This is a genomic window from Polynucleobacter sp. AP-Nickl1-40-C4 (assembly GCF_035012665.1).
GTDB lineage: Bacteria > Pseudomonadota > Gammaproteobacteria > Burkholderiales > Burkholderiaceae > Polynucleobacter.
Genome location: NZ_JAYGQR010000002.1, coordinates 60995 through 86994 on the forward strand (window position 1 = coordinate 60995; position 26000 = coordinate 86994).

At 46.3% G+C, this 26000-nt stretch carries 30 protein-coding genes; 14 read left to right on the forward strand and 16 right to left on the reverse strand.

Features of this window, described 5'->3' with window-relative positions; translation table 11 throughout:
* Nucleotides 1-18: 18 nt before the first annotated feature.
* Nucleotides 19-1023 (forward strand): serine hydrolase, encoded by a 1005-nt coding sequence (locus VC182_RS02610; RefSeq protein ID WP_323484402.1) that lies wholly within the window; start codon nt 19-21, stop codon nt 1021-1023.
* A gap of 8 nt (nt 1024-1031) precedes the next feature.
* On the opposite strand, the gene VC182_RS02615 is transcribed toward VC182_RS02610, so the two are convergent.
* From VC182_RS02615 to VC182_RS02650, 8 genes are all read right to left on the reverse strand, one after another.
* A complete protein-coding gene (locus VC182_RS02615; protein WP_323484403.1) occupies nt 1032-1865 on the reverse strand; it encodes an IclR family transcriptional regulator in 834 nt (277 codons plus the stop codon).
* 102 nt (nt 1866-1967) lie between these two features.
* Nucleotides 1968-3002, reverse strand: coding sequence for a quinone-dependent dihydroorotate dehydrogenase (locus VC182_RS02620; RefSeq protein ID WP_323484404.1), 1035 nt, complete (start codon nt 3000-3002; stop codon nt 1968-1970).
* Between the two features lie 9 nt (nt 3003-3011).
* Nucleotides 3012-3758 carry an arginyltransferase gene (locus VC182_RS02625; RefSeq protein WP_323484405.1) on the reverse strand — a complete coding sequence of 249 codons (747 nt, stop codon included), beginning with the start codon at nt 3756-3758 and terminating at the stop codon, nt 3012-3014.
* The gene (gene aat, locus VC182_RS02630) at nt 3755-4492 is read right to left on the reverse strand and encodes a leucyl/phenylalanyl-tRNA--protein transferase (RefSeq protein ID WP_323484406.1); all 738 of its coding nucleotides are present in this window, start codon (nt 4490-4492) and stop codon (nt 3755-3757) included. The genes VC182_RS02625 and aat overlap by 4 nt, the downstream gene beginning before the upstream one ends.
* A 9-nt stretch (nt 4493-4501) precedes the next feature.
* Nucleotides 4502-5062, reverse strand: a complete 561-nt coding sequence (locus tag VC182_RS02635; protein WP_323484407.1) for an NUDIX hydrolase — start codon at nt 5060-5062, stop codon at nt 4502-4504.
* 9 nt (nt 5063-5071) lie between these two features.
* A complete protein-coding gene (locus VC182_RS02640; protein WP_323484408.1) occupies nt 5072-6898 on the reverse strand; it encodes a bifunctional anthranilate synthase component I family protein/class IV aminotransferase in 1827 nt (608 codons plus the stop codon).
* A 24-nt stretch (nt 6899-6922) separates the two neighbouring features.
* Nucleotides 6923-7498 carry a peptidylprolyl isomerase gene (locus VC182_RS02645; RefSeq protein WP_216122368.1) on the reverse strand — a complete coding sequence of 192 codons (576 nt, stop codon included), beginning with the start codon at nt 7496-7498 and terminating at the stop codon, nt 6923-6925.
* A gap of 30 nt (nt 7499-7528) precedes the next feature.
* Nucleotides 7529-8125 carry a hypothetical protein gene (locus VC182_RS02650; RefSeq protein ID WP_323484409.1) on the reverse strand — a complete coding sequence of 199 codons (597 nt, stop codon included), beginning with the start codon at nt 8123-8125 and terminating at the stop codon, nt 7529-7531.
* A 61-nt stretch (nt 8126-8186) separates the two neighbouring features.
* Here VC182_RS02650 and VC182_RS02655 point away from each other — a divergent pair, with 61 nt between their 5' ends.
* Entirely contained in the window at nt 8187-8450 is a 264-nt protein-coding gene (locus VC182_RS02655; protein WP_323484410.1) for a hypothetical protein, read from the forward strand.
* A 386-nt stretch (nt 8451-8836) separates the two neighbouring features.
* Here the strand turns inward: VC182_RS02655 and VC182_RS02660 are convergent, their stop codons facing one another.
* The 6 genes from VC182_RS02660 to VC182_RS02685 are packed head-to-tail and all read right to left on the reverse strand — an operon-like array spanning nt 8837 to nt 14095.
* Nucleotides 8837-9463, reverse strand: coding sequence for a 2-hydroxychromene-2-carboxylate isomerase (locus VC182_RS02660; protein ID WP_323484411.1), 627 nt, complete (start codon nt 9461-9463; stop codon nt 8837-8839).
* A 6-nt stretch (nt 9464-9469) separates the two neighbouring features.
* Complete coding sequence (locus VC182_RS02665; RefSeq protein WP_323484412.1) at nt 9470-10783, reverse strand: replication-associated recombination protein A; 1314 nt, start codon at nt 10781-10783, stop codon at nt 9470-9472.
* A gap of 3 nt (nt 10784-10786) precedes the next feature.
* Nucleotides 10787-11266 (reverse strand): DUF3429 domain-containing protein, encoded by a 480-nt coding sequence (locus VC182_RS02670; RefSeq protein ID WP_323484413.1) that lies wholly within the window; start codon nt 11264-11266, stop codon nt 10787-10789.
* 36 nt (nt 11267-11302) lie between these two features.
* Nucleotides 11303-12157: a 3-hydroxybutyryl-CoA dehydrogenase gene (locus VC182_RS02675; protein ID WP_215321892.1), complete on the reverse strand. Its 855-nt coding sequence runs from the start codon at nt 12155-12157 to the stop codon at nt 11303-11305.
* 1 nt (nt 12158) lies between these two features.
* The gene (locus tag VC182_RS02680; RefSeq protein WP_323484632.1) at nt 12159-12866 is read right to left on the reverse strand and encodes a glutathione binding-like protein; all 708 of its coding nucleotides are present in this window, start codon (nt 12864-12866) and stop codon (nt 12159-12161) included.
* A gap of 32 nt (nt 12867-12898) precedes the next feature.
* Entirely contained in the window at nt 12899-14095 is a 1197-nt protein-coding gene (locus tag VC182_RS02685) for a pyridoxal phosphate-dependent aminotransferase (RefSeq protein ID WP_323484414.1), read from the reverse strand.
* A gap of 84 nt (nt 14096-14179) precedes the next feature.
* Here VC182_RS02685 and yaaA point away from each other — a divergent pair, with 84 nt between their 5' ends.
* A complete protein-coding gene (yaaA, locus tag VC182_RS02690) occupies nt 14180-14956 on the forward strand; it encodes a peroxide stress protein YaaA (RefSeq protein WP_323484415.1) in 777 nt (258 codons plus the stop codon).
* Nucleotides 14956-16167, forward strand: coding sequence for a DUF2863 family protein (locus VC182_RS02695; RefSeq protein WP_323484416.1), 1212 nt, complete (start codon nt 14956-14958; stop codon nt 16165-16167). The genes yaaA and VC182_RS02695 overlap by 1 nt, the downstream gene beginning before the upstream one ends.
* Before the next feature lie 119 nt (nt 16168-16286).
* Here the strand turns inward: VC182_RS02695 and VC182_RS02700 are convergent, their stop codons facing one another.
* Both VC182_RS02700 and VC182_RS02705 read right to left on the reverse strand, forming a co-directional pair.
* Nucleotides 16287-16661, reverse strand: a complete 375-nt coding sequence (locus VC182_RS02700) for a hypothetical protein (RefSeq protein ID WP_323484417.1) — start codon at nt 16659-16661, stop codon at nt 16287-16289.
* A gap of 10 nt (nt 16662-16671) precedes the next feature.
* On the reverse strand, nt 16672-17661 hold the full coding sequence (locus VC182_RS02705; protein ID WP_072582234.1) for a malate dehydrogenase: 990 nt from the start codon (nt 17659-17661) through the stop codon (nt 16672-16674).
* Between the two features lie 158 nt (nt 17662-17819).
* Between VC182_RS02705 and VC182_RS02710 the strand changes: the two genes are divergently transcribed.
* From VC182_RS02710 to leuD, 10 genes are all read left to right on the forward strand, one after another.
* Nucleotides 17820-18557 carry a GntR family transcriptional regulator gene (locus tag VC182_RS02710; RefSeq protein WP_215321899.1) on the forward strand — a complete coding sequence of 246 codons (738 nt, stop codon included), beginning with the start codon at nt 17820-17822 and terminating at the stop codon, nt 18555-18557.
* A 144-nt stretch (nt 18558-18701) separates the two neighbouring features.
* Nucleotides 18702-19121 carry a succinate dehydrogenase, cytochrome b556 subunit gene (sdhC, locus tag VC182_RS02715; protein WP_072582236.1) on the forward strand — a complete coding sequence of 140 codons (420 nt, stop codon included), beginning with the start codon at nt 18702-18704 and terminating at the stop codon, nt 19119-19121.
* 24 nt (nt 19122-19145) lie between these two features.
* Nucleotides 19146-19511: a succinate dehydrogenase, hydrophobic membrane anchor protein gene (sdhD, locus tag VC182_RS02720; RefSeq protein WP_072582237.1), complete on the forward strand. Its 366-nt coding sequence runs from the start codon at nt 19146-19148 to the stop codon at nt 19509-19511.
* Nucleotides 19512-19515: 4 nt separating this feature from the next.
* A complete protein-coding gene (sdhA, locus tag VC182_RS02725; protein WP_323484418.1) occupies nt 19516-21294 on the forward strand; it encodes a succinate dehydrogenase flavoprotein subunit in 1779 nt (592 codons plus the stop codon).
* 16 nt (nt 21295-21310) lie between these two features.
* Nucleotides 21311-22015 (forward strand): succinate dehydrogenase iron-sulfur subunit, encoded by a 705-nt coding sequence (locus tag VC182_RS02730; protein WP_072582239.1) that lies wholly within the window; start codon nt 21311-21313, stop codon nt 22013-22015.
* Nucleotides 22012-22281, forward strand: a complete 270-nt coding sequence (locus VC182_RS02735) for a succinate dehydrogenase assembly factor 2 (protein WP_072582240.1) — start codon at nt 22012-22014, stop codon at nt 22279-22281. The genes VC182_RS02730 and VC182_RS02735 overlap by 4 nt, the downstream gene beginning before the upstream one ends.
* Nucleotides 22282-22363: 82 nt before the next feature.
* Nucleotides 22364-23677 carry a citrate synthase gene (gene gltA / locus VC182_RS02740; RefSeq protein ID WP_216122349.1) on the forward strand — a complete coding sequence of 438 codons (1314 nt, stop codon included), beginning with the start codon at nt 22364-22366 and terminating at the stop codon, nt 23675-23677.
* A gap of 17 nt (nt 23678-23694) precedes the next feature.
* Nucleotides 23695-25104 (forward strand): 3-isopropylmalate dehydratase large subunit, encoded by a 1410-nt coding sequence (gene leuC / locus VC182_RS02745; protein ID WP_323484419.1) that lies wholly within the window; start codon nt 23695-23697, stop codon nt 25102-25104.
* A gap of 12 nt (nt 25105-25116) precedes the next feature.
* The gene (locus VC182_RS02750) at nt 25117-25323 is read left to right on the forward strand and encodes a hypothetical protein (RefSeq protein ID WP_323484420.1); all 207 of its coding nucleotides are present in this window, start codon (nt 25117-25119) and stop codon (nt 25321-25323) included.
* A 23-nt stretch (nt 25324-25346) separates the two neighbouring features.
* Complete coding sequence (gene leuD / locus VC182_RS02755) at nt 25347-25994, forward strand: 3-isopropylmalate dehydratase small subunit (RefSeq protein WP_215363275.1); 648 nt, start codon at nt 25347-25349, stop codon at nt 25992-25994.
* Nucleotides 25995-26000: the final 6 nt, after the last annotated feature.

Here is a 26000-nt window from a genome sequence, read left to right on the forward strand (position 1 = left end):
TTTGGAAGGTATTTTGGGATGCGTTTGAATCGATTTTGGCCCCTAGTTATTGCATTGCTCTTTTCAATGGGAGTGCTGGGTAACGCACCTGTTCAGGCCGCAACAAAAGATAAGCAGAAGCAAGCAAAGTCAACAAAAGTGGTGACTAAGTCACCCAAAAGAGCCAAAACCGTCCGTGTCACTGTTACTAGATCATCTGCACCCGTAGTTGCAGGACCTCCATCATTGGCTACTGCATTAGGTTTACGTGGACAGCGCGATGAGTTAAATCTTAAATCCACTGTAGTGATGGTAGTTAATCAGGATACAAAGGAAGTCTATTACGAGAAGAATCCATCCGTCAGCTTGCCCATTGCCTCCATCACCAAGCTTATGACAGCCATGGTGACATTAGACGCAAAATTGCCGATGGATGAGGTCGTCGTAATTAATGCTGAAGATGCTCATATCTATAGACACTCTCGTTTGGCTGAAGGTACTGCACTGACTCGTGAAGATGCGCTGCACTTAGCTTTGATGTCCTCTGAGAACCGCGCTGCATATACCTTGGCCAGAAACTATCCTGGTGGCCTACCAGCATTTGTTTCTGCTATGAACCGCAAGGCAAAAGATCTCGGTATGGAGCACTCCCACTTTGAAGATCCTACCGGACTGACTAGTGAGAACGTTGCTTCGGCAGAAGATCTCACGCGGATGCTAAATGCTGCTTATCAGTACAAAACCATTCGTGAGTTCTCAACCTGGCCAGATTTAACTATGGTCATCGCCAATCGCCCGCAAAAGTTTTTGAACACAAACCGTTTGGTACGTTCCGGGGATATGGATATTGGATTGCAGAAGACGGGCTTCATTAACGCTGCAGGTCGATGTTTAGTCATGCAGGCAAGAGTAAACAACACACCATTGCTATTGGTTTTTTTGGATTCTGTAGGAACGCAATCCCGTTTTGCCGATGCAGTGCGGGTGCGCGATTGGTACGAGCGCATGCCATCCGGCGCGCAACCCATTCGTCGCTTGATGTAACTGCTTAATTAAGCTGCTGAGCCTGGCTCGGCAGATTTGGGTTTAAAACCCATGCCTTTGGATATCTGTAGGGCAGTCTCTTGAAGGGCGCGGAGCCAATCGGCCTGAATGCGATCCGTTGGGGCGCTCAAAGAGAGGCCAGCAACCAATTTCCCAGTGTCATCCAGAATGGCTGCAGCTAAACAGCTCACGCCTAACTCTAGTTCTTCGTCATCGCGAGCATTACCCACCTTACGCACGTGATTGAGTTCGGTTTCGAGTTTGCCCAATTCGGTAATACTGTTACGAGTATGTCCAGACAAACCGGTGCGAGTGACATAGGCGCGTACTTGTCCGGGATCGTCGCTCGCGAGGAAGAGTTTGCCAACCGAGGTGAGATGCAAAGGGGCGCGACCACCAATGGCACGAACTACCTGCATGCCTGAGCGTTCGCTATAAGCACGATCAACGTAGACAATTTCATCGCCTTGACGTACGGATAGGTTAACGGTTTCACCAGTGAGCTTATGCAGAGTACGCATCGGTAGCTGAGCGGCCTCACGCACGGATAAGCGTGCCTTCACTAAATTACCCAGCTCTAAAAGTTTTAAGCCAAGGCGATAGGTGCCACCATCGCCACGCTCAACCAATCGGCAAGCAACGAGGTCATTCAAAATTCGGTGGGCAGTAGAAGGGTGCAGACCAGTTGTCTCTGCGAGATTCTTCAGGCTGCTGGATTCTTCTTGCTCAGCAAGAGCGTCTAGCAAATTCATCATGCGCTCCACTACCTGGATGGCTGTCTTGCCAGCCTCGCCGGTAGATTTAGGAGTTTTGATGGTCTTGCTGGTGGTCATAGGCCTCATTGTAGCGATTTCAGACGAAATTGCATATTATGAAATCCTATTTTACAAAGGCATCTGCTGAAAATATCCCGTTTTATGGGGAAACAGGGGATTAAGGCTCTTTTAGGCTTGCCTTAAAGCGGTGGCGCACTCTTTTACTAAGTCAGGGCCTCGATAAATCAAGCCGCTATAGAGTTGTACTAAGCTTGCACCTGCCATGATCTTTTCACGGGCATCTGCGCCACTCATGATGCCGCCCACGCCGATGATGGGTAGTTGATTACCCAATCTGGCTTTTAAAGCTTTGATGACAATATTAGAGGCATTTCGCACGGGCGCGCCAGATAAGCCGCCAGCCTCTTCACCAAACTCCATTCCCTTGACTGCATCGCGAGAGATGGTTGTATTGGTAGCGATCACAGCATCAATGCCAAACTCGAGCAGGAGATCGGCGATGAGATTAATGTCGCTATGGTCTAGATCGGGTGCAATTTTCAAAAAGAGTGGTTTGCGTACACAGTAACGATCGCTTAAGCGCTTTCTGGCTTCATCAAGACTTCCCAATAATTCGCGGAGCATTTCTTCGCCTTGTAAGGCGCGTAGATTTTTGGTATTCGGAGAAGAAATGTTGACGGTGATATAGGTAGAGATTTCATAAACGGCTTCCATCGCCAGGATGTAATCTCGAGAAGCCTCTTCAATCGGGGTGCTGGCATTCTTGCCAATATTTAAACCAAGTACACCACCACTTTGCCAAAACTGAGAGCGACGCACTCTAGCTACACAGGCATCAACACCATCATTATTAAAGCCCATGCGATTAATGATGGCCTGAGCTTCAGGCAAACGAAACATGCGCGGCCTAGGATTGCCAGGTTGTGGTCGTGGTGTGACTGTGCCGATCTCTAAAAATCCAAATCCTAATGCAGCCAGTGCATCTATATGCTTGCCATCTTTATCTAAGCCTGCAGCCAATCCAACTGGATTAGAAAAATCAATCCCACAAAGTGTTTGTGGATCATTCATTGGTTTGCTAACCAATTTTTCCAATAAACCCCAACGCTGGGCGCGGTCCATATTACTTAAGGTGAGGTTGTGCGCCTTTTCAGGGTCTATGCAAAACAGCCAGGGGCGAATGAGTGAGTATCGATCGATCATGGGTAGATATTATGACTCAGAGAGTGCTTGCCAATGATCGTCAATCAAGCCTTCCATCGGCTGGTATTTCACTTTATAGGACATCTTTTCACTTTCCTTGATGTAGTAGCCCAGATAAAGGTAAGGTAAACCTAAGATGCGAGCTTGTTCGATCTGCCACAGAATGCTATAGCTACCATAACTTGCAGTAGGGCTTGTGGTGTCGTAAAAGGTATAAACAGAGGAGATTCCCTGTTCCAGAATATCGATCATGCTGACCATCCGCAATCGACCCGGATGTGGGTCATGAGGACCATCCCGAAACTCCACAATGCGGGAGTTCACTCGGCTTTGTAATAAGAACTGCATGTATTGATCTTGATCATCGCTATCCATGTCGCCACCCGCGTGCCGCTCAGTTTGATAGCGTTGATAGAGTTGGTAATGTTCCTCTTGGTAACCGAGATTGAGGACAGAGGCTTGAAGATCGGAATGTTTTTTCTGGGCGCGGCGCTGGCTGCGAGAGGGAGTAAATTGATTTACCAAAATACGTGTAGCAATGCAGGCTTTGCATTCATCACAATAAGGTCGATAGGTATACAAACCACTACGCCGAAAGCCTGCGTTGAGTAAATCGTTATACACATCCGCATGAATCAGATGCGATGGTGTAGCTACTTGTGAGCGAGCTGTTTTATTGGGCAGGTAGCTACAAGCATAGGGAGCAGTTGCATAGAACTGCAGAGCGGTTAAGGGGAGTTCTTTAAGTTGAGTCATAACCAGTGATGCAAGATTGCTTTGTCAAATGCCCAGGATTTCTCAATCTTAGTTTGATTTAAGGATGTTTGCAGTTGCTCTAAAAAGACTTGCCTAGCTATTGGGGCGGCACCTAAAGACAGAAGATGGGCTGTTTCTTGCTGGCAGTCGATCATCTGGACTTCATTCATCAGGCACCATGCACTCAGGGCTGCTAAGGCGATTTTTGATGCATTTGTCTTGCGACTAAACATAGACTCACCAAACACCATTCCCCCAAAGGCAACGCAATAGAGTCCGCCAGTAAGTTGGCCATCCTCTATAACGGCAATGCTATGAGCATTTCCTTGTTCATAAAGTGCGGTGTAGGCATCAATAATTTCATGGGTAATCCAAGTGCCATCTTGATTTTTGCGAGCACTTGTAGCGCATGAGCGTATGACTGCGCCAAAATCAGCATCAACCAATATCTGTGATTGCGTATTTTGACAAAAGAGTCGAATATTCTTTTGCAAAGATTCACTGCATTTAAACGCGCAAGGCTTCAATACCATTCTGGGATCTGGCGACCACCACAGAATAGGTTGGTTATCCGAGTACCAGGGAAAAATACCTTGTTGATAGGCGCGAGCTAGTTGCCCTGGGTATATTTGTTCACTGACTGCAATGAGTCCGGGGACGCTGGGATCAGGATCTGCCTCAAGCAACGGACTTGGGAAAGGGTCGTTGGGCCCTAGCCAGGCAATCTGACCCATATTAACTCTTTAGATCCTCTCAGAAGGTAAGACGTCACGACTGCGCACATGAAATTCCTTACCAGCCTCTAAGTTGCCAGCAGCGCGGTCTGCAAAAAACCATTCAAGGGTTTGCTTGACAGTTGGAAAGGCCAATTCTTCCCATGGAATCTCATGCTCATGAAAAAGGGCTACTTCAAGACTTTCTTCGCCGGCAGAAAATTCTGGATTAGTCATCGTGGCTAAATAGAATAGGTGCACCTGTTCTGCGTGGGGCACATTCAGTAAAGAATAGAGTGGCCCAATTTCTACAGAAGCGCCAGCTTCTTCAAGAGTCTCGCGCGCAGCTCCGTGACTTGTGCTTTCGCCTAACTCCATAAAGCCCGCAGGTAATGTCCAAAAGCCATGACGAGGTTCAATAGCGCGACGACATAAGAGAACTTGTTTGCCGTATACCGGAATACTTCCAACCACGTTGCGAGGATTTTGATAATGAATACTGCCACACGCTTCACAGACATGACGCTCACGAGAGTCATCCGCTGGAATCTTGATGGTTAATACAGATGCGCAGTTAGAGCAATACTTCATACTGACTTTCTAAAAATGGGCCTTGATGGCGCCGCGTAGTGCATTGCTAAGCATAATCTCATCTGCCATTGAAACATCATTAATAGTCAGGTTAGCTTCGCGGGCATTCATGGATGGATCGGCAAGCAGGGCGGCGCGCATTACCCCGGGCAAGAGGCCAGCTGACACTGGCGGTGTAAGCCATTCAGAGCTACCGTGAGGTTTGACAAAAATGCTAGTCCTCCCGCCCTCAGTAAGGAAGCCTTGCTCATTGATAAATAAGGCATCAAATCCACCTAACTTAACGGCTTCTTGCCAAGCTTGGTCATAGAGAGATCGATTGCTGATTTTATGACGCAGTAAAGCGTCTCCAGAAAACATCGTTGTATCACCCGGCAGAATATCTTTTGCCCAGAATATTTTGACGGGTTCATTGATCAAATCTATCGCAGCAGTTGTAACCAATAGCTCACCAGTAGTTGAGAGATCAAGCCTTAATCGGTATAACAATTTTTTATCAAGTGATGCACAGGTGTTCGAAATCAAATACTGGGCAGTCTCAAGTTGAAAAGGCATTCTTAACGCTATTGCGGATAGAGACAGACGATTTAAATGAGCATGCAATCTCTGGGGTTCGCCATTCCGAACTGCAATGGTTTCAAATAAACCGGTAGCGCTTGGCAGATCCATCAGAAACGCTGATTTAATGCGACACTCTTGCCATTCTTGGCCTGCATCTGAGTCATTGGTGATTCCGGCGCCAACCCCTAGGGTGAAGCTTGATTCATGAGAGTCGGGATCTTGACTGATTTCCACCGTACGGATCGGCACACTAAAGGCAAAATTACCATTGGGGTCAAGCCAGCCTAAAGCACCACAATAATAGCCACGATCCTCGGGTTCTAGTTCTTGAATAATTTCCATACTGCGCTTTTTAGGGGCCCCTGTAACAGAGCCACATGGAAATACCGCTTTGAAAATATCGAATAAAGAAATCTCAGGTTTGATCTGACCCTGCACTGTGGAAGTCATTTGCAACACATCACCATGTCTTGCCACTTCAAATAGATTGGGTACTAGTACCGTACCTGGAAGAGAGATGCGACTGAGATCATTGCGTAGCAAGTCAACAATCATGACATTCTCAGCTTGATTCTTTGGGTCATCCGATAAGGTGCTCGCAATAGTAGATAGGGCACTTGCGGTACCCTTCATTGGCATAGCTTTTATCGTGTCGCCATCTCGCGCAATAAACAGTTCAGGGGATTGCGACAGTAAAAAGTTGCCATCATGCTCGATAAAAGCACCAAAACGCCCAGGCTGGCGGTCCCTTAGGCGGCTATATAAGGCGAGTGGAGCACCATAAGTCTTGCCTGTGATTCGATAGGTGTGGTTAATCTGGTAGCTATCACCGCTGCGGATGTATTCCTGTATCACTGCAATATCGGCAGTAAATTGCTCCTCGCTCAAGGATTGTTGAACATCCATTACTCCGGCGCTTGCTTGAGCTAAATCTAGCGAAGCCAACCTCTGAGCAATGAAACTATCGACATCCTGCTTAGACAGTTTTTTGAATTCTGCAAAAGACCAGGCTTCAATGAGCGGATGGTGATGATCTGAGTGATTGATTCGCTCAGGTAGATTATGAATTTGTCTGCCTAACTCGTAAGCAAAGGCAGCAACAATAAATTCGCCCTTTGCAAGCGCGGCAGAAATTTCAGTAAGACACTGCTGGGTGGCGGTTAAATCTACCGCATGATCGCCGCTTGGAAGAACACGCCAGTACTGCAGTGCATTTTCATATTGGCGACTAGTGGGTAAGGCCGCGGTGCTTTGCGCATCATCGAGCAAAATCATCGCGGCTTACCTGGCAATTTCTACTTACTTCAGAATCGTGGCGGATTCGATGATGACAGTCTTGGTAGGAACATCAGACATTCTGCCCATACGTGGGGCTGGCGCAACCATGGTTGGTACTTTGCGAATGGCATCTATGGTTTGTGTGCCAGAGATTACTTTGCCAAACACGGTATAGCCATTACCCATCGCATTAGGATAGTCGAGCGCCGCATTGTCTTTCACGTTAATAAAGAACTGCGAAGTTGCAGAATCTGGATCAGATGTGCGAGCCATCGCAATCGTGTAAACATTATTCTTCAAGCCATTTTGCGCTTCAGAAACCACTGGGGAATCAGTTGGCTTTTGAACCAAATCCGGCGTAAAGCCGCCACCTTGAATCATGAAGCCATCAATCACACGATGAAAAATAGTGCCGTTATAGAAACCGCTCTTGACGTAGTTCAAAAAGTTAGCAGTGCTCTTAGGTGCTTTTACATCATCTAATTCAACGACGAAGTTACCCATCGTAGTTTTGAATTCAACCTTAGGACCTGCAAATGCAGCTTGAGCGGTAAAGCAAGAAACAGCAACAACGAGGGTGGCGAATAGCTTACGCATAAGAGCTCCTTAAAGAATAAATAAAGTTAGTTAATTAGTTAGTTTTCTTGCGCAACGGGTTACCAGTTGAGCGTTCTTATTTGAAAAGAAATCAGAACCTCCGCCCGAGGTTGAAAGATTACTAAACCATGCAAAACCACTAGCGGCGTATTCTGTAGAGCTCCAATAATTTGCATTTAACGGGATGATATTGGTTGTAATAAGTTTTGACTGAATATCGTTTTGTGCGCTGCAAGTTACTGTTGATGAGGAGTTCATTTCGCAGATAGCAGGTAAGTACCAATCAGCATAGCCATTAATTGTAGATTTGCATAAACCAGCGGCGTAGCTATTTGATGGAGTGGAGGAGTAATAACCAACAATGAGAGAAGTATTGCATTGTCCGTCACTGGCTCCATTGCAAGGTGGGGCAGTAGAGAGCTCAGTTACTCCAATGCCGAAATTATCGGGACTCCAGTGTGCGGCCGGGGATTGATTGCTTAAGGAAAAAACTTTTCCGCCTATGCTGCTTGTAGTGGCGGTTAAGTCATCAATTGAAAAAATATACCCAGACTGATAGATATTTCCATAAGTAAGAACATAAATATCGGCACTCACATTATTGGTATTTGAGCCGCTAATAGCCATTGCACTTGCTACTGATGTTGAACCAACGGCTGAATTCGGTGTGAAGCCGGGTGTAATGGTAATGGCGCAAGACGAGCCTGGCGCAAGTGATGCGCTACATGTGGTGCTTTTGCTTGTTCCTGTGGGAAGGGCTGGGGTGGATGTCATGTTTATGGATGAAGCAGTCTCTGTACCCGTATTGGTAAGAATTAATATGCGTGGATTTCCACTAGCCGCAAGAGCAAGTGAAGTTGTGCTTATTGATAATGTTGTGGTTGCCGGAGGATTGTCGACGCAACTAATGACGATGGTTGTGATATTTGCGGTAACGTTAGTTCCAAAATAATTTGTGAGGGTGCAGATTTGAGTGCTTGGCTGTGAAGTAATAGTGACGTTGTATTGTCCACCCTGAGCTGTGGGTGTTGCAAATATGAATTGTCCTGATGTATTCACAGTCAATTGATCTGTTCCATTATTTTTAATACTCAGAGATCCGTTTAACCCAGATACAGTTCCGCCGACGGTAAAGGAGGTGTTGCTGGGGGTTGTGGCAGAGGTGGGAGCGGCAGCTGGTACGTTTTCGGTATTTGAGCTTCCTCCACCACAGGCCGTAACTAGTACCCCGAGGCAGTAAATTAGGGCTACTAAAAATATCTTTCTCACTTATGCGGTCTCCGCCCAATGCTTTTTAATGACTAAAGAATACCTTAATTGCAGTATGCGACTTTTTAGCTATACGAGCCCATTCGGAATATTGCTAGCGTAGCTATAAGAAGCCTCTGCAAACATCCCAGGCCTTGCGAGGTAATCCAAGGTCCAGTCTATGGTGTCAACACCCCAAAAGCAATGCTGATTCACTATCAGGGCGGGCACTCCAAAGGCACCATCGGCTTTTGCTTGATTGGTATTAGCGATCAGCTTTGCCTTCACTTCTGGATTTTCAGGTTTAGGTGTGTCTGCGGAGAGCCCTAAGTAGCTACAAAAGTCTGGCCAAGATAGATTGGGGTCCTTCCCTTCCACCCAAACATAATCAAAAGCACGCTCAACCATCACCCAATCGGCATTCTGTTCAACTAGAAGGCGTTGTGCAGCAACCGTCATAAAGGGGTGATGTTCTGGGAAGCGAAAAGGAATACCTAACTTCTCTGCCTGCCATACACAGAGCTGATAGGTATGCGGACGTTTTGCTGCAACTTCTCCCGGCCCCTTATTTTCAGTAGCTCTGAGTAGGCCGCCCAACAAAATCGGAACAGGTTTGATATCCAGCTTGACTTCAAGACGCTGTCGTTGCTTGATATAAAGATAAGCAAACGGCGAAACAATATCGTAATAAAAGGTGGCTGCAATCTTTGTACTCATATCGCCTTATTTCTTCTTGTGCTCTTCATCGAGCTTTTTCAAGTACGCCAACTTTTCTTTGATCTGCGACTCTAGGCCACGCTCAACTGGCTCATACCAATGCGGCTCCTTCATGCCATCCGGGAGATACGTTTCACCGGCGGCATAGCCATGAGGCTCATCATGGGCGTAGCGATACTCTTTGCCATGACCAAGCTCTTTCATCAATTTGGTAGGTGCATTGCGCAGATGATTCGGAACGGGTTTGGATTGATCGTTTGCTACATAAGCGCGAGCAGCATTAAAAGCGTTGTAGCTTGCATTGCTCTTTGAGGCTACAGCCAGATAAACCACGGCTTGCCCAAGAGCCAACTCACCCTCAGGGGATCCCAGTCTTTCATAGGTCTGGGCCGCATCGTTAGCTAATTGCATTGCTCTTGGATCTGCCAGACCAATATCTTCCCAAGCCATCCGAATAATACGTCTGGCTAAGTAACGGGGATCGGCGCCGCCATCTAGCATGCGGCAAAACCAATATAAGGCTGCATCGGGGTTGGATCCGCGAACGGATTTGTGTAGAGCGGAGATTTGATCGTAAAAGTGATCACCACCTTTATCAAAACGCCGCGCTTGAGCACTCAGTGCGTTCTCTATAAATTTCTGATCAACGATTGTTACTTCCGCATTTGGTGTGAGGACAGCATTGCGCACTTGTTCAACTAAATTGAGAAGGCGTCGCGCATCACCATCAGCATTGGAGATAAGGGTATCGATTGCTATTGATTCAAATTGCACATCGGGCATCGCGTGCTGATGGGCTCGATCAAAGAGTAATTTCAGCTCCTCGGGAGTAAGCGATTTCAAGACATAAACCTGAGCACGCGATAGGAGCGCTGAGTTCACTTCAAATGATGGGTTCTCAGTAGTGGCGCCAATAAAGGTGAATAAGCCTGACTCTACATGGGGTAGCAGCGCATCTTGCTGGCTTTTATTGAAGCGATGAATCTCGTCAACAAATAAAATCGTTTGCTTGCCGTACTGAGCCATATTTTGTTGGGCTTGCTCAATGGATTCCCGGATTTCTTTAACGCCAGCTAAGACTGCTGAGATTGCAATGAATTCGCGATCAAATGCCTTAGCGGAGAGACGTGCCAGCGTAGTCTTACCAACGCCTGGAGGTCCCCACAAAATCATCGAGTGAGGTTTGCCGGAGGCAAATGCTAGATTGAGTGGTTTACCACTTGCTAATAAATGGCCTTGTCCAATGACTTCTTCAATCGTTTTTGGACGCAGTGCTTCTGCTAGAGGTGGAGGCGGTGCGCTATCAAAAAGACTGCTCATTGATCATGCTTGAATAAAGAGAATAACTAAGGATGCCCAGGTTAGACAGGCTGCTGCAACATAGGTCAAGCGATTGCGCATTGTCATAAATGCAGAGCGGGTAGCTTCATCGGCAAAATAATATTGATAGGTATTTTGATCAATATTGCGCTGAATGATCAGAGTAGAAGCCAAAATAAGTAGGCCTACTGGAATATAAATATGAAGCGCTAACCAAGCAACCAAAGCGGGGATAACGCCCCAGATCCAAGCATTTCGGTCTTCCCAGCGGTCACCGGCAGGTGCTTTTCCCAGAAGATGTAAATTGGCACCCCAATGCAAAGCTCCCATAAACGAAGTAATCACAGCCCCATAACCCGCTAAAGACTCGGCGCTTAAATAATTCACGGGTGTTGGCGCTAATTGCACCATGAGAGCTAGCCCAATAAATGGAATAAGACCGGCATAGCCAAGTTTTCGAACTAAGGGTGGGATGGGGTTCACGATGGAGGTATCTAGGTTAAGGAGTTGTAAGTGAAATTATTTATCGTAGGTGTATACACCGCGACCTGTTTTGCGACCGAGGTATCCAGCAGCAACCATTTCACGAAGCAGTGGGCAAGGGCGGTATTTAGAGTCGCTGAAGTTTTCAAAATAGACTTCCATCACTGCCAAGCAAGTATCAAGACCAATGAGGTCTGCTAAGGCTAGCGGTCCAATCGGTTGATTGCAACCCAACTTCATTCCTGCATCAATATCTTCTGGGCTAGCAAGACCTTCCGATAAAACAAAGAAGGCTTCATTGATCATTGGTAGCAAAATGCGATTCACTACAAAGCCAGGGGAGTTTTTAACAGTAATAGGCTCTTTGCCAACGCGCTGAGCCATGTCAATAATGGCGGCATGAGTAGCATCACTAGTTTGCAAGCCGCGAATCACTTCCACCAGGGCCATCAGGGGCGGGGGGTTGAAGAAGTGCATGCCAATAAAGCGCGCAGGGTTGGAGTCAAGTGCCGCTAGTTTGGTAATCGATAGGGAGGAGGTGTTGGTGGCAATGATGGTGTCTTTGCTCACGATCTCGTCTACTTGCTTGAGAATCTTTTCTTTAATTGCTTGGTTCTCGGTTGCAGCTTCAATAACTAAACCCAAACCTTTGAGGTCAGTATACGAAGTACTGCCTTTGATGCGCTTGAGTGCAGCTGCTTTTGCGTCAACGGTAAGCGTTTCTTTTTTAACGAGTCGATCCAAGCTCTTGCTAATTTGCTCAAGTCCACGTTGCACTGCTGCCTCATTAATATCAACCATCACGACATCAAGGCCTGCAACCGCACACACTTGTGCAATCCCATTGCCCATAGTGCCCGCACCAATGACGCCTACTGATTGAATGCTCATCTTATTTCCTCTTTTGATATTGGGTAGAACCAAATAACGTCTCTCTAGCCTTGTCGTCATGCAAGGGTTTCCGCAATGCAGTTAATACTTGGCAGCCACGCATCACTCCTGGTCGTGCCCCAATCTTTTCAAACCATTTTTTGAAATGCGGGTAATCATTGATTTCAATGCCTTGATTTTTCCAATTACGAGTCCATGGATAAATCGCAATATCAGCAATGGAATAAGTTTTGCCTGCAATATAAGGATTATCTTTCAGTTGACCATCCAATACTCCATAGATGCGTTTGGCTTCATTGGTGTAACGATTAATGGCGTATTCAATTTTCTCAGGTGCGTAGAGTCTGAAGTGGTGGTTTTGCCCAAGCATGGGGCCAAGGCCACCCATTTGGAACATCAGCCATTGCAGCACCTCGTACTTACCGCGGGTGCTTTGGGGCAAGAATTTGCCAGTCTTGCCGGCTAAATAGAGAAGGATGGCGCCAGACTCAAATATATTGATTGGTTTTCCGTCCGGCCCATTAGGATCAACGATTGCTGGAATCTTATTGTTAGGGCTAATCTTGAGGAATTCAGGCGCAAATTGATCGCCGGCACCAATATCAATCGGATGAGCAATCCAGTCGCGACCTAGGCGGTAGCCGCATTCTTCGAGCATGATGTGCACCTTATGGCCATTTGGGGTTGGCCAACTGTAAACATCAATCACTTCTTTTGATTTTGGGGTTGCCATTTTTTCCTCTATAAATTTTGTAAGCGCTGTAAAGCATTGGCGAGAGTTTGCTCTTGCTTTGCAAAACAAAAACGAATGACGCCAGACTCGGTAGGTTGATCATAAAAAGCAGAAACTGGAATAGCGGCTACCCCAACTTCACTAGTAAGCCATTTGCAAAAATCAGCCTCATTCAATTTAGCCTGAGGGATTCCCAGCGCGGAGTAATCAGCGCATTGAAAATAACTTCCGGGACTGGGAAGCAATCTAAATTTGGTTTTACTTAAGCCAGCCCTAAAAAAATCTCGCTTAGCTTGATAAAAGGCGGGAAGATTTAAATAATGGTTTTCATCTGCAAGATAAGTAGCTAAGCCATATTGCATAGGGGTATTGACAGCAAATACATTGAACTGATGTACCTTGCGAAACTCTTTTGTTAGCGCAGATGGCGCAGCCACATAACCCACTTTCCAACCAGTGACGTGATAGGTCTTGCCAAAGCTAGAAACTAGAAAGCTCCTGGCTGCTAACTCTGGATGAGAGGCGATGCTATGGTGCTTGGCACCGTCATAGACCATATGCTCATAGACTTCGTCACTCAGAATCAAGGCGGAAGTATCGCGAACTAAGGCTGCTAGGTGATCAAGATCTGATTTATCCCACACCATACCAGTCGGATTATGCGGAGTGTTAATCAAAATGAGTCGCGTTTTAGGGTTGATAGCATTTGCTAATACATCCCACGGAATTTGATACGAAGCTACTTGTCCTGATTCATCACGTACGACCTGTAATGAAACGGCAATCGTTTTTCCTACAGCTAAATCTATTGCAGGTCGGTAGCAGTCAAAGGCGGGTTCGATGATGATGACTTCATCACCAGGGCCAATGCAAGAGAGTATGGCTGTAAATATGGCCTGTGTACCACCTGCAGTAATTGTGATTTCAGTATCAGCGTCGTAGTGGTGACTATATAAACGGCTGATCTTCTGACTAATGCTATGACGAAGCTCTGCAACTCCAGCCATAGGGGGGTATTGATTGTGATCTGCCAACATGGCGGCATTCACATCAGCAATCAGTTTTCTGTCGCATGGAAAGTCCGGAAAGCCTTGCCCAAGATTAATCGCCTGATGCTCTGCGGCCAGGGAGGACATCACCGTAAAGATGGTGGTTCCAACTTTTGGTAGGCGACTTGGAAAAGAGGGTGTCTCTAGCGGGTTCATGAGGGCAGGGGTAATGATCGGCCTTTTACAGCGGATATATTCGGTAGTCGCTAGAATGGTAAAAATACATAAACAAATTGTGCCATGCTGATCGTTCTTTCACCTGCTAAATCCTTGGATTACAAGACCCCCGCCAAGGTCAAGGCGCCTACTTTGCCCGAGTTTGTCTCGGAATCAGCCAAGCTTATTGCTGATCTCAAGAAGCTAGCACCGCAAGACATTGCCAAATTGATGGGTTTATCCGATCAGTTGGCTATTCTGAATGTCGGTCGCTACCGGGATTGGTCCAAGAAATTCACAGAAGAAAACAGTAAGCCGGCGATCTATGCCTTTGGTGGGGATGTCTATGATGGTTTTGACGTTAAAACACTGAATGCCAAAGCGGTAGAGTTTGCCCAAGATCACATTCGAATTTTGTCCGGCCTTTATGGCGCGCTAAAGCCTCTGGATTTGATGCAGCCTTATCGCTTAGAAATGGGCACCTCATTCAAAAACGCCAGAGGTAAGGATCTTTATGCATTCTGGGGGAGTCGCGTAACCGATTCCATCAAAAAGGTTTTAGAAAAGCAAAAGAAGCCAGTACTACTGAACCTGGCTTCAGAGGAGTATTTCAAGGTACTTCAACCTAAAGAATTAGATTGCCAGGTCATTTCCCCGGTGTTTCAGGATGCTAAGGATGGTAAGTACAAGATTATTTCTTTTTATGCCAAGCGAGCCCGCGGCTTGATGGCTCGCTATGTGGTTGAGAATCGCATTACTGATCCCGCTGATTTAAAGGGCTTTAATTTGGATGGCTACAAGTACTATGCCGCTGAATCAAAAGTAGATAAGCCTGTATTTAGAAGGGCAGAAAGAAAATAATGGCCGTGCATCGCACTAAAGCATCGCAACGGAATTCTCCAGAAGTGGAGAAGATGGTGGCTGACGCTATTTCTTTGGCCGCATCTGGCAGTCAGATCGAGGATCGCTTCTGGGAAGAGCGCCTGAACGTACGCTTAATGCGCTTGCTCAAAAGTCAAAATCAAAATGTGATTGATGCCGCCCTAGATCAAACCTTCCGTATCAATACAGTAGCCTTTGAAGTACTTGCCGACATTGCAGAAACCTTGGCTGAGTCATTGAGGGTTGAGCATGAAGGGCAGGAGTGGGATGTATTGTTACTAGCAATGCCTATCGTTGCGCATACTCGTTATCAGATTCCATCCGGGCCATTACCTGTCAATATTATTGAGTCAACTGCTCAGGCCCTACATAGCGCTATTGCCTCAACTGACACGCGCATTGCTATTGTTCCTTGGCTTTACAGCATTGATCAAATGCCGCATTCCCATTGTCAAACGCGCGTGCTGACAGAAGCATTGGCAACCGCGGCAATCTCTGGAAAAGATGTCAAGCTTGAGTTGCGTAACATGTCGGAAACGATTGCCGTATTAGCGGATCCACGCTTTATTATTGCCGCCTTAAGTGCGCCGAGCGGCTCTCCCATTTTCCGATGGCAGGCTGAGCCACCAGCCCGCCAAGAGCGGGGCGTGAGTTTGATTGGTTGGCAAACTGCTATGCAGGAGCCGATTGCATCCCTACTCCCTGGTTGTGAGTTTGAGTTGCTCTTACCAGAGGCGTATTTCACAAACTGCCGTTTGGCTGATAAGCATGTGCGACCTTTGAGTATTCGCGCAGCAGTCAATTTCTTAGAGAGCACTCTCGGGATATTGCCGGCTGGCTTATCTTGTGTGGTCGGTGCATTTGGAGAAGAGCAGGCGGATGAGTATCGAATATCGTTCAGTGTAAAAGGTTCATCCGAAGTAATGTATGGAGTGATTTGGCCGCTGTACGACAGGGAAAGCGTGGCAAACGACGCTTTAAACGACCTGTCAGATGATGAGAGTCCAATTAAGAAGATTTGTGATGCCTTGCATGACGCAGGAGTAGAGGATATATTCCGACATGCAATGCTGTTTGATCCAGAGCTTTGTGATGACTGTGGTGCACCTTTATTCCCAGATCGCTCAGGCGAGGCAGTGCATGCTGAAATGCCAGACGATGCACCATCACAGCAACCTTTGTTTCACTAGATTAAACAAAGAGGCAAAACAAAGAAGCAAAAGAAAAATATATCAATAAAATAATAGAAACACTAAGCAATAAAAAAGCCGAGAAATCTCGGCTTTTTTATTTGATGCAGTGCGAGAAATTAATTCTGCACAAAAGGTTCTGCGCCAGCAAACAAGTGTGGCAACTTACCAGATCTCATATCTGCTGTTTGGCAGAAATCGGCAAGACGTACACCCGCTTTAATGTTAAATAGCATTGCTTTGTTCCCCAATACCACTAGGTCGTAACCTGAATTGGTATTTTTGTAACGCAGGCTGCCCGGCAATGAAGTTTGGCGATCCAAATCATACGTTTTGGATTCCCAAGTTAAGCGGATCTTTTCAGTTGAGCCAGTAGTTTTGAACTGCTTGCTTTCTTGACAGGTCCAAGTAAATGCTTCCTCATCAGCAAATGCATTTGCAGCGCCTAAAGCGCTAGCAAGCACAAGGCTAATGGCGAGAAGGTTTTTCTTCATCTAGTTTTCCTTATGAGAGCAAGTGCTTAACGCCAGCTTGCTCTTCGAGTAACTCATTCAGGGTGTGGGTCATGCGCTCGCGGGAGAATGCATCGATCTCTAAACCTTCGATCATTTTGTATTCACCGTTTTCGCAAACAACTGGGAAGCCATAAATCACTTCAGCAGGAATGTCGTATTCGCCTTTAGAAGGAATGCCCATCGTTACCCACTTACCGTTAGTGCCGAGAACCCAATCGTGAATGTGGTCAATTGCCGCATTCGCTGCAGAAGCTGCAGAAGACAGGCCACGCGCTTCAATGATGGCTGCGCCACGCTTACCAACAGTTGGAATAAATACATCTTTGTTCCAAGCTGCATCGTTGATAGAGTCTTTGACTGACTTGCCGTCGATCGTTGCAAAGCGATAGTCTGGGTACATTGTTGGGCTATGGTTGCCCCATACAACCAATTTCTCAATATCAGCTACCGGCTTGTTCAACTTGCTAGCCAATTGTGAGAGGGCGCGGTTGTGATCCAGGCGCAGCATTGCTGTGAAATTCTTCGCAGGAATATCTGGAGCAGATTTCATGGCGATGTAAGCATTGGTATTTGCTGGGTTACCAACAACCAATACTTTTACAGTCTTCTTAGCAACTGCATTTAATGCCTTGCCTTGAGCTGTGAAAATTTGTGCGTTAGCGGAGAGCAAGTCTTTACGCTCCATGCCAGGACCGCGTGGACGTGCGCCAACTAAAAGGGCAACGTCGATATCTTTAAAAGCGGTCATTGGGTCAGAGTGTGCTGACATACCTGCCAATAGCGGGAATGCGCAGTCTTCCAACTCCATCATGACGCCAGTTAAGGCTTTTTGAGCTTTTTCATCAGGAATCTCAAGCAATTGCAGGATGACGGGCTGATCTTTGCCCAGCAGGTCGCCATTGGCGATGCGGAATAGAAGGGAATATCCGATTTGACCGGCTGCACCGGTTACAGCGACACGCATTGGGGCTTTTGCCATTACTGAGAACTCCAGAAGTTGGTTAAGAGGGTTAATTAATGAAAACTTTTCTATTATCCATTCAAGTGTAGGGACTTTAGCTTTACACTGTCAATGATGTCTTATATAAGACTAGAATTACTTTGAATTTTATCCAATTGACACGGCCTGGAGTTAATTTGTCTGATGTAAATTTGCCTGTTGCCTCATTTAGCCCTCTGTACGAACAGATCAAGGCGATGATTTTGGCTAGTTTGCAAGCCTCGGAATGGCTGCCAGGAATGGCCATTCCCAGTGAGATGGAGCTTGCAGCCCGTTATGCCGTCAGTCAGGGTACCGTTCGCAAGGCTATTGATGAGCTGGCCGCCCAAAATTTACTGGTTCGCCGCCAAGGGAAGGGCACCTTTGTCGCGACCCATCAAGAGGATGATTGGCAGTACCGTTTTTTACGTTTAGCCCCGGATTCTGGTGAGAAATTTCACCTGACCAACCAGTTTTTGACCTGTGAAAAGGTCGAGGCTACGACTTATGTGGCTAATTTGCTCAAATTAAAGGCAGGGGACCCCATTATTCATATTGATCGGGTTCAGAGCTTTGCAGGCAAACCTATTGTTTTTGAAGAGATTTTTCTGCCTGGAGCCCGTTTTAAGGGTCTGGACCTTGAAGTGCTTAATGCTTGGCATGGTCCCGTCTACGCATTTTATGAGGGGCATTACGCCACCCATATGGTGCGTGCAGAAGAAAAAATTAAGGCTGTAGCTGCTGATGAAATGCTGGCAAAACACCTTCATCTGGAAGAGGGTGCGCCACTCCTTTCTGTAGAACGGGTGGCTTTCACCTACGGGAATAAACCAGTAGAAATTCGTCACGCTAGATACGACACTTCAAAGCAGCATTACGAAAACAAATTGAACTAAGTGCGTTGATGAACATATCCGTTAAAACCCCTATTAAACCCCTATAAACCCGTAAAAATCCCCACCAGCCCTAAGGTTTCCAATAGAATATGTTGCGATACAACAAAACCACAATGAACCTCCACCTAAAGATAGAGATTGCCCATGGTTGATTCACAGCAAAATGTAAAAAAAGATAGACCGGTTTACCGAAATATTGGTCTTGCCCAGTTGATTAAATACCGCCTTCCTTGGGCCGGTAAAGTGTCAATTCTTCACCGCATTAGCGGGGCAGCGATGTTCCTCTTGCTGCCATTTATTTTGTATCTCTTCGATCAGAGTCTTGCATCTGAGCTGAGCTACCAAAAATTCCAAGCTTTCACTGGCAATATTTTGGTCAAGATTATTTGTCTCGGTTTGATTTGGTGTTTCTTGCACCACTTCTGTGCTGGTATCCGTTACCTCTTGCTCGATTTAGAAATCGGCGTTGAGAAGTCTGAAGCAAATCGTTCAGCCATTTTTGTTTTGTTCCTCGGCTTGGCTTTGACTGCTGTAGTGGGTCTCAAATTATTCGGCGTGTACTAAGCGCACATCATTTAAGGAAATTTCATGCCTATTTATCAAATTGGACCAAAGCGCTTAGTTGTAGGCGCGCACTACGGCCTTAAAGAATGGATCATCCAGCGCGTTACCGCGATAGTGATGGTGGTATTTACGATTGTTTTGTTAGTGGACTATTGCATTACTGGCAGCGCTACTTATGAAGGCTGGTCTGCTTTGTTCAGCAACCAATTCATGAAGTTGTTGACGCTCTTGGCGTTTATCAGTCTGTTCTATCACGCCTGGATTGGTATCCGTGATATCTGGATGGATTACATCAAGCCCGTCAGCATTCGCTTAACACTCCAAGTGTTAACTGTTTTGTATCTCGTAGCCTGTGCGGCCTATGCCGTGCAAATTTTGTGGAAAGTGTAATTCGATGACTGCAATTAAAAAATCATTGCCACGCCGCCGTTTTGATGCGGTGATTATTGGGGCAGGTGGTTCCGGTATGCGCGCATCATTGCAGTTGGCTGAAGCCGGCTTGAATGTTGCTGTACTAACTAAGGTATTCCCAACACGTTCACATACAGTTGCCGCCCAAGGTGGTATCGGTGCTTCATTAGGCAATATGAGTGAAGACAATTGGCACTATCACTTCTATGACACCATCAAGGGATCTGACTGGTTGGGTGACCAAGACGTGATCGAGTTCATGTGTCGCGAAGCTCCAAAAGTCGTTTATGAGTTAGAGCACTACGGCATGCCATTTGACCGTAATCCAGATGGCACGATTTATCAGCGTCCATTCGGTGGCCACACAGCAAACTATGGCGAGAAGCCTGTGCAACGTGCTTGTGCTGCTGCTGACCGTACTGGCCATGCCATGTTGCATACCTTGTATCAACGTAACGTGCGCGCTAAAACAAACTTCTTCGTTGAGTGGTTAGCGCTCGATTTGATTCGTGATGATGCAGGTGATGTTGTTGGTGTTACTGCTCTCGAAATGGAAACAGGCCAGGTTTATATCTTGGAAGCCAAGATTGTGATGTTGGCAACTGGTGGTGCGGGCCGTATTTGGGATGCATCAACAAACGCGTTTATTAATACCGGCGACGGTATGGGCCTAGCAGCTCGCGCAGGTATTCCATTGGAAGATATGGAGTTCTGGCAATTTCACCCAACTGGCGTTGCTGGTGCGGGTGTGTTGTTGACAGAAGGTTGCCGCGGTGAAGGTGGTATCTTGCGTAATAAAGATGGCGAGCGTTTCATGGAACGTTATGCGCCAACCTATAAAGATTTGGCCCCACGCGATTTCGTATCCCGCTGTATGGACCAGGAAATTAAAGAAGGGCGCGGTTGCGGCCCTAATGGTGACTATGTTGTGCTCGATTTGACACACATTGGTGCTGAGACCATCATGAAACGTTTGCCTTCTGTTTATGAGATTGGCATTAACTTTGCAAACGTTGATGTCACTAAAGAACCGATTCCAGTAGTCCCAACGATTCACTATCAGATGGGTGGTATTCCTACCAACATCAATGGTCAAGTTGTTGTGCCTGCGAATGGTATTCACAATGAAATCGTGAATGGTTTGTATGCGATTGGTGAGTGTTCATGTGTATCCGTTCACGGTGCGAACCGCTTAGGCACTAACTCATTGCTCGACCTCTTGGTATTCGGTCGTGCAGCTGGTAACCATATTGTTGGCCTAGATCTGAAAAATCGCGAATTCAAGCCGTTACCTGCGAATGCTGGTGAGCAAACATTGGAGCGTATTGCGAAGTTGGATAATTCCACTTCAGGCGAGTACGCGCAAGACGTTGCAAACGACATTCGCAAGTGCATGCAGAAATATGCTGGTGTGTTCCGTAATCAAGAGTTGATGGATGAAGGCGTTCGTCAAATGGCTAAATTGACAGAGCGCGCTAAGCACTTATGGGTTAAAGATAAATCCGAGATTTTCAATACGGCTCGTATTGAGGCTTTGGAAGTGGCTAACTTAGTCGAGACTGCAAATGCAACCATGATTTCTGCTGCAGCTCGTAAAGAGAGTCGTGGTGCACATTCGCATGATGACCACCAAGAGCGCGATGACGAGAATTGGATGAAGCACACCCTTTGGTACAGCGAGGGAAATAAGCTTTCTTACAAGCCAGTTGTCTTGAAGCCTCTCACTGTTGAGTCCTTCCCTCCTAAAGAACGTACTTTCTAAGCAAAAGAGATAGAAGATGAGTGATATCCGTATATTCGAAATTTACCGCTACGATCCAGATGTCGATGCTGCCCCACGCATGCAACGTTATGAGTTAGAACTCACTGGTGAGCGTATGTTGTTGGACGCTTTGATTTCTTTGAAGAAGCAAGATGAGTCGATTTCTTATCGTCGCTCATGCCGTGAAGGCGTGTGCGGTTCAGATGCAATGAACATCAACGGTAAAAATGGTTTGGCTTGTTTGACCAATATGTTGACTTTGCCTAAGGTCATCACATTGCGCCCATTGCCTGGCTTGCCAGTAGTGCGTGATTTGATTGTCGACATGACTTTGTTCTTCAAGCAGTATTTGTCAATCAAGCCTTACTTGGTAAATGACAATCCTCCTCCTGAAAAAGAGCGTCTCCAGAGTCCTGAAGAGCGTGAAGAGTTGAATGGCTTGTATGAGTGCATCTTGTGCGCATCATGCTCAACTTCATGCCCATCTTTCTGGTGGAATCCAGACAAGTTCGTTGGCCCAGCTGGTTTATTGCAGGCTTATCGCTTTATTGCGGATAGCCGTGATGAAGATACCAATCAGCGCTTGGATAATTTGGAAGACCCATACCGCTTGTTCCGTTGCCACACCATCATGAATTGCGTGGACGTATGTCCTAAGCACTTGAACCCAACGAAGGCAATTGGCAAGATCAAGGAGTTGATGGTTCGTAGGGCAGTATGACCCTCGGCAATGCAGAGTTATATCGTTTAAAGAGTGATGCTCGTAGGGGCTTGCTAGAGAACGATTTAATTCTGCAGCGTTTCTTTGAGCGTTACGGCACTCAATTAAGCGTAGAAGATGGAAAGGTTTTAAGCCAGTTATTAGCTTTAGATGACAACGACTTGATGGATTTATTGATTGGTCGTAAAGATTCTGTAGCCAGCCTGGAGAAAGAGATGCAAACAGACTCTTTCAAGATGGTTTTACAAAGGCTGAGAGAGAAGTAATTCAGTATTTTGGTGCAGTAGTTGTATAGGTGCATGAGCGAATAGTGTATTAATCATATTTTTGAATGACTAAGGATTAGAAATGATTGAATCGGACATCAAAGCAAAACTCTCGTTTTCGGATGGAACACCAGATATTGATCTGCCAATTTATAAAGGGACAGTGGGTCCTGATGTAATCGACATTCGTAAGCTCTATGGTCAGACTGGTAAGTTCACTTACGACTCAGGCTTCTTATCTACAGCATCATGCAATAGCAAAATTACCTACATCGATGGCGATAAGGGTGAGTTGCTCTATCGCGGCTACCCAATTGAAGATTTAGCTAATAACTGTGACTTCTTGGAAGTTTGCTACCTCTTGATCAATGGCGACTTGCCAAATGCCACAGAGAAAAAAGACTTTGAAGAAATGGTCATGCACCACACGATGGTTCATGAGCAAATGCAATTCTTCCTGCGTGGTTTCCGTCGCGATGCGCATCCAATGTCAGTATTGACCGGCTTGGTTGGTGCAATGGCTGCCTTCTACCATGATGCGATTGACTACAGCCAACCTAAAGCCCGCGAAGTAGCGCAAATTCGTTTGATTGCGAAGATGCCAACTTTGGTTGCGATGGCTTATAAATATTCTGTAGGTCAACCATTTATCTATCCTGATAACTCTTTGTCATACACCGCTAACTTTATGCGCATGATGTTTGCAACACCATGTGAAGAGTACAAAGTAAATCCAGTATTGGTTCGTGCTTTGGATCGCATCTTTACATTGCATGCAGATCATGAGCAAAATGCCTCCACTTCAACTGTGCGTCTGTGTGGTTCATCAGGCACCAATCCTTTTGCAGCGATCTCTGCTGGCATTGCTTGCCTCTGGGGCCCAGCTCACGGTGGTGCAAATGAAGCCTGCTTGCAGATGTTGAATGAGATTCAAGCGAATGGCGGCGTAGATAAGATTCATGAATTTATCGCTCAAGTAAAAGATAAGAACTCAAGCGTTCGCTTGATGGGCTTTGGACACCGCGTTTATAAAAACTTTGACCCGCGTGCAAAGTTGATGCGTGAAACCTGCTACGAAGTATTGAATGAACTGGGTCTCCAAGATGATCCATTGTTCAAGTTGGCCATGACTCTTGAGAAGATTGCTTTGGAGGATGACTATTTTGTAAGCCGTAAGCTCTATCCAAACGTAGACTTCTACTCTGGTATCGTGCAACGTGCTTTAGGTATCCCAACAGAAATGTTCACCTGTATTTTTGCACTGGCAAGAACAGTAGGTTGGATTGCTCAGTGGGAAGAAATGATCACTGATCCTGAGTACAAAATTGGACGTCCACGTCAGTTGTACGTGGGTGAAACAGCGCGCAAGGTTCCGAACATCTCGGTTCGTAAATAAGGTATTTAAGGTCTCTCATGTCTCGTACGCTTTATGACAAATTGTGGGATGACCACGTTGTTTACTCTGAAGAAGATGGCACAGCCACGATTTATATCGATCGTCAGTTGCTTCATGAGGTAACCAGTCCCCAGGCATTTGAGGGTTTGAATTTGGCTGGCCGTCCAGTTTGGCGTATCTCCGCTAATTTGGCAGTTTCTGATCACAACGTACCAACGACGGATCGCTCCGAAGGAATTACTGATCCGATATCTAAGTTGCAAGTAGATACTTTGGATCAAAACTGCGATGCCTTTGGGATTACCCAATACAAGATGAATGACACCCGACAAGGGATTGTTCACGTCATCGGGCCAGAGCAGGGTGCAACCTTACCTGGCATGACCGTGGTTTGTGGTGATTCTCACACTAGTACGCATGGTGCTTTTGGTGCTCTGGCGTTCGGTATTGGCACTTCGGAAGTCGAGCATGTATTGGCAACCCAAACGTTGCTCATGAAGAAGAGCAAAAACATGCTGGTGCGTGTTGATGGTCGTCTGCAGCCAGGCTCCACTGCTAAGGATATCGTTCTTGCAGTGATTGGCAAGATTGGTACTGCAGGTGGTACGGGTTACACCATAGAGTTTGCTGGCGAAGCCATTCGCAACCTTTCAATGGAAGGTCGTATGACTATCTGCAATATGGCGATTGAAGCTGGCGCGCGCGCTGGTTTAGTTGCTGTAGATGAAACTACGATTGAATATATTCAGGGTCGTCCATATGCGCCTAAGGGCCCAGCGATGTTGCAGGCATTGCAATATTGGAGAACCTTGCATTCAGATCCTGATGCAAAGTTTGATGCCGTAGTCGAATTGCGTGCAGAAGAAATCGCTCCACAGGTTACCTGGGGAACTTCACCAGAAATGGTGCTGGCGATTAGTGAGCGTGTTCCTGATCCAGAAAAAGAGCGTGATCCAAACAAGCGTTCAGCAATGGAGCGTGCTTTGGTGTACATGAACCTCGTACCAAATACACCATTGAGTAGCATCTCTATAGATAAAGTATTTATCGGCTCATGCACTAACAGTCGCATTGAAGATATGCGTGCAGCTGCTAAGGTGGTCGATCGTCTAGGTAAAAAAGTGGCTGCCAATGTGAAGTTAGCATTGGTCGTTCCTGGTTCTGGTTTGGTAAAAGCCCAAGCAGAGCGCGAAGGTTTGGATCGCATATTCAAGGCTGCCGGCTTCGAGTGGCGTGAACCTGGATGTTCTATGTGCTTGGCCATGAATGCTGATCGCTTGGAGCCGGGAGAGCGTTGCGCCTCAACATCGAATCGCAACTTCGAAGGTCGTCAAGGCAATGGTGGTCGCACACATTTGGTTAGCCCTGCAATGGCAGCTGCTGCAGCGATCGAAGGTCACTTTGTTGACGTGCGTAAGATTTCATAAGGAAGCTGATTAATGAAATTTTCTTCACCCTCTTTAATTTCTAGACTAGCAATTATTGGCGTCGCTGGAATTATTATTTCTGCCTGTAGCAGCACCATGGAAGGTGTTGGTAAAGACTTGCAGAACATGGGAACATCCATGGGCGGATCAAGTAATACACAGCAAAACAATCAATCTCAAACCAAGGGTAAGGATGTTGTTGTTACCCCTGTGAAGTAAACATTTAGAGTAAAAATCGAATCATGGAAAAATTTACGGTATACAAAGGTTTAGTTGCTCCGCTTAATCGCGAGAACGTGGATACCGATGCCATTATTCCGAAGCAGTTTCTAAAATCAATCAAGAAGACTGGCTTTGGTCAAAATCTGTTTGATGAATGGCGCTACCTCGATCATGGTGAACCTGGTCAAGATTGCAGTACGCGTCCCATCAACCCTGACTTTGTGCTCAATCAACCACGCTACAAAGGTGCTGGCATTCTGCTGGCTCGAAAGAACTTTGGCTGCGGCAGTTCCCGTGAGCATGCACCCTGGGCCTTGGATCAATTTGGCTTTAGAGCGGTGATTGCACCTAGTTTTGCAGATATTTTCTACAACAACTGCTTCAAAAACGGTGTTTTGCCGATTGTTTTGACTGAAATGCAGGTTGACCATCTTTTTAACGAAACCCAAGCGTTTAACGGCTATCAATTAACGATCGATCTAGCAGCACAGCAGGTTATTGCCCCCGATGGCACTGCTTATAGCTTTGAAGTGGCCCCATTTAGAAAGTATTGCCTTCTTAACGGCTTAGACGATATTGGCCTAACCCTGCAACATGCAGATAAAATCAAGGCTTATGAAGCCGAGCGCATTCTAAAAATGCCTTGGCTTGCGACACAATTGCCGTAATTTCGT

What these genes read in the sequence shown, in the direction of transcription:
- VC182_RS02610 (WP_323484402.1), top strand. Translation starts at nt 19, where the DNA reads ATGCGTTTGAATCGATTTTGGCCCCTAGTTATTGCATTGCTCTTTTCA.
- VC182_RS02615 (WP_323484403.1), bottom strand. Translation starts at nt 1,865, where the DNA reads ATGAGGCCTATGACCACCAGCAAGACCATCAAAACTCCTAAATCTACC.
- VC182_RS02620 (WP_323484404.1), bottom strand. Translation starts at nt 3,002, where the DNA reads ATGATCGATCGATACTCACTCATTCGCCCCTGGCTGTTTTGCATAGAC.
- VC182_RS02625 (WP_323484405.1), bottom strand. Translation starts at nt 3,758, where the DNA reads ATGACTCAACTTAAAGAACTCCCCTTAACCGCTCTGCAGTTCTATGCA.
- aat (WP_323484406.1), bottom strand. Translation starts at nt 4,492, where the DNA reads ATGGGTCAGATTGCCTGGCTAGGGCCCAACGACCCTTTCCCAAGTCCG.
- VC182_RS02635 (WP_323484407.1), bottom strand. Translation starts at nt 5,062, where the DNA reads ATGAAGTATTGCTCTAACTGCGCATCTGTATTAACCATCAAGATTCCA.
- VC182_RS02640 (WP_323484408.1), bottom strand. Translation starts at nt 6,898, where the DNA reads ATGATTTTGCTCGATGATGCGCAAAGCACCGCGGCCTTACCCACTAGT.
- VC182_RS02645 (WP_216122368.1), bottom strand. Translation starts at nt 7,498, where the DNA reads ATGCGTAAGCTATTCGCCACCCTCGTTGTTGCTGTTTCTTGCTTTACC.
- VC182_RS02650 (WP_323484409.1), bottom strand. Translation starts at nt 8,125, where the DNA reads ATGGCTATTAGCGGCTCAAATACCAATAATGTGAGTGCCGATATTTAT.
- VC182_RS02655 (WP_323484410.1), top strand. Translation starts at nt 8,187, where the DNA reads ATGGCGCAAGACGAGCCTGGCGCAAGTGATGCGCTACATGTGGTGCTT.
- VC182_RS02660 (WP_323484411.1), bottom strand. Translation starts at nt 9,463, where the DNA reads ATGAGTACAAAGATTGCAGCCACCTTTTATTACGATATTGTTTCGCCG.
- VC182_RS02665 (WP_323484412.1), bottom strand. Translation starts at nt 10,783, where the DNA reads ATGAGCAGTCTTTTTGATAGCGCACCGCCTCCACCTCTAGCAGAAGCA.
- VC182_RS02675 (WP_215321892.1), bottom strand. Translation starts at nt 12,157, where the DNA reads ATGAGCATTCAATCAGTAGGCGTCATTGGTGCGGGCACTATGGGCAAT.
- VC182_RS02685 (WP_323484414.1), bottom strand. Translation starts at nt 14,095, where the DNA reads ATGAACCCGCTAGAGACACCCTCTTTTCCAAGTCGCCTACCAAAAGTT.
- yaaA (WP_323484415.1), top strand. Translation starts at nt 14,180, where the DNA reads ATGCTGATCGTTCTTTCACCTGCTAAATCCTTGGATTACAAGACCCCC.
- VC182_RS02695 (WP_323484416.1), top strand. Translation starts at nt 14,956, where the DNA reads ATGGCCGTGCATCGCACTAAAGCATCGCAACGGAATTCTCCAGAAGTG.
- VC182_RS02700 (WP_323484417.1), bottom strand. Translation starts at nt 16,661, where the DNA reads ATGAAGAAAAACCTTCTCGCCATTAGCCTTGTGCTTGCTAGCGCTTTA.
- VC182_RS02705 (WP_072582234.1), bottom strand. Translation starts at nt 17,661, where the DNA reads ATGGCAAAAGCCCCAATGCGTGTCGCTGTAACCGGTGCAGCCGGTCAA.
- sdhC (WP_072582236.1), top strand. Translation starts at nt 18,702, where the DNA reads ATGGTTGATTCACAGCAAAATGTAAAAAAAGATAGACCGGTTTACCGA.
- sdhD (WP_072582237.1), top strand. Translation starts at nt 19,146, where the DNA reads ATGCCTATTTATCAAATTGGACCAAAGCGCTTAGTTGTAGGCGCGCAC.
- sdhA (WP_323484418.1), top strand. Translation starts at nt 19,516, where the DNA reads ATGACTGCAATTAAAAAATCATTGCCACGCCGCCGTTTTGATGCGGTG.
- VC182_RS02730 (WP_072582239.1), top strand. Translation starts at nt 21,311, where the DNA reads ATGAGTGATATCCGTATATTCGAAATTTACCGCTACGATCCAGATGTC.
- VC182_RS02735 (WP_072582240.1), top strand. Translation starts at nt 22,012, where the DNA reads ATGACCCTCGGCAATGCAGAGTTATATCGTTTAAAGAGTGATGCTCGT.
- gltA (WP_216122349.1), top strand. Translation starts at nt 22,364, where the DNA reads ATGATTGAATCGGACATCAAAGCAAAACTCTCGTTTTCGGATGGAACA.
- leuC (WP_323484419.1), top strand. Translation starts at nt 23,695, where the DNA reads ATGTCTCGTACGCTTTATGACAAATTGTGGGATGACCACGTTGTTTAC.
- VC182_RS02750 (WP_323484420.1), top strand. Translation starts at nt 25,117, where the DNA reads ATGAAATTTTCTTCACCCTCTTTAATTTCTAGACTAGCAATTATTGGC.
- leuD (WP_215363275.1), top strand. Translation starts at nt 25,347, where the DNA reads ATGGAAAAATTTACGGTATACAAAGGTTTAGTTGCTCCGCTTAATCGC.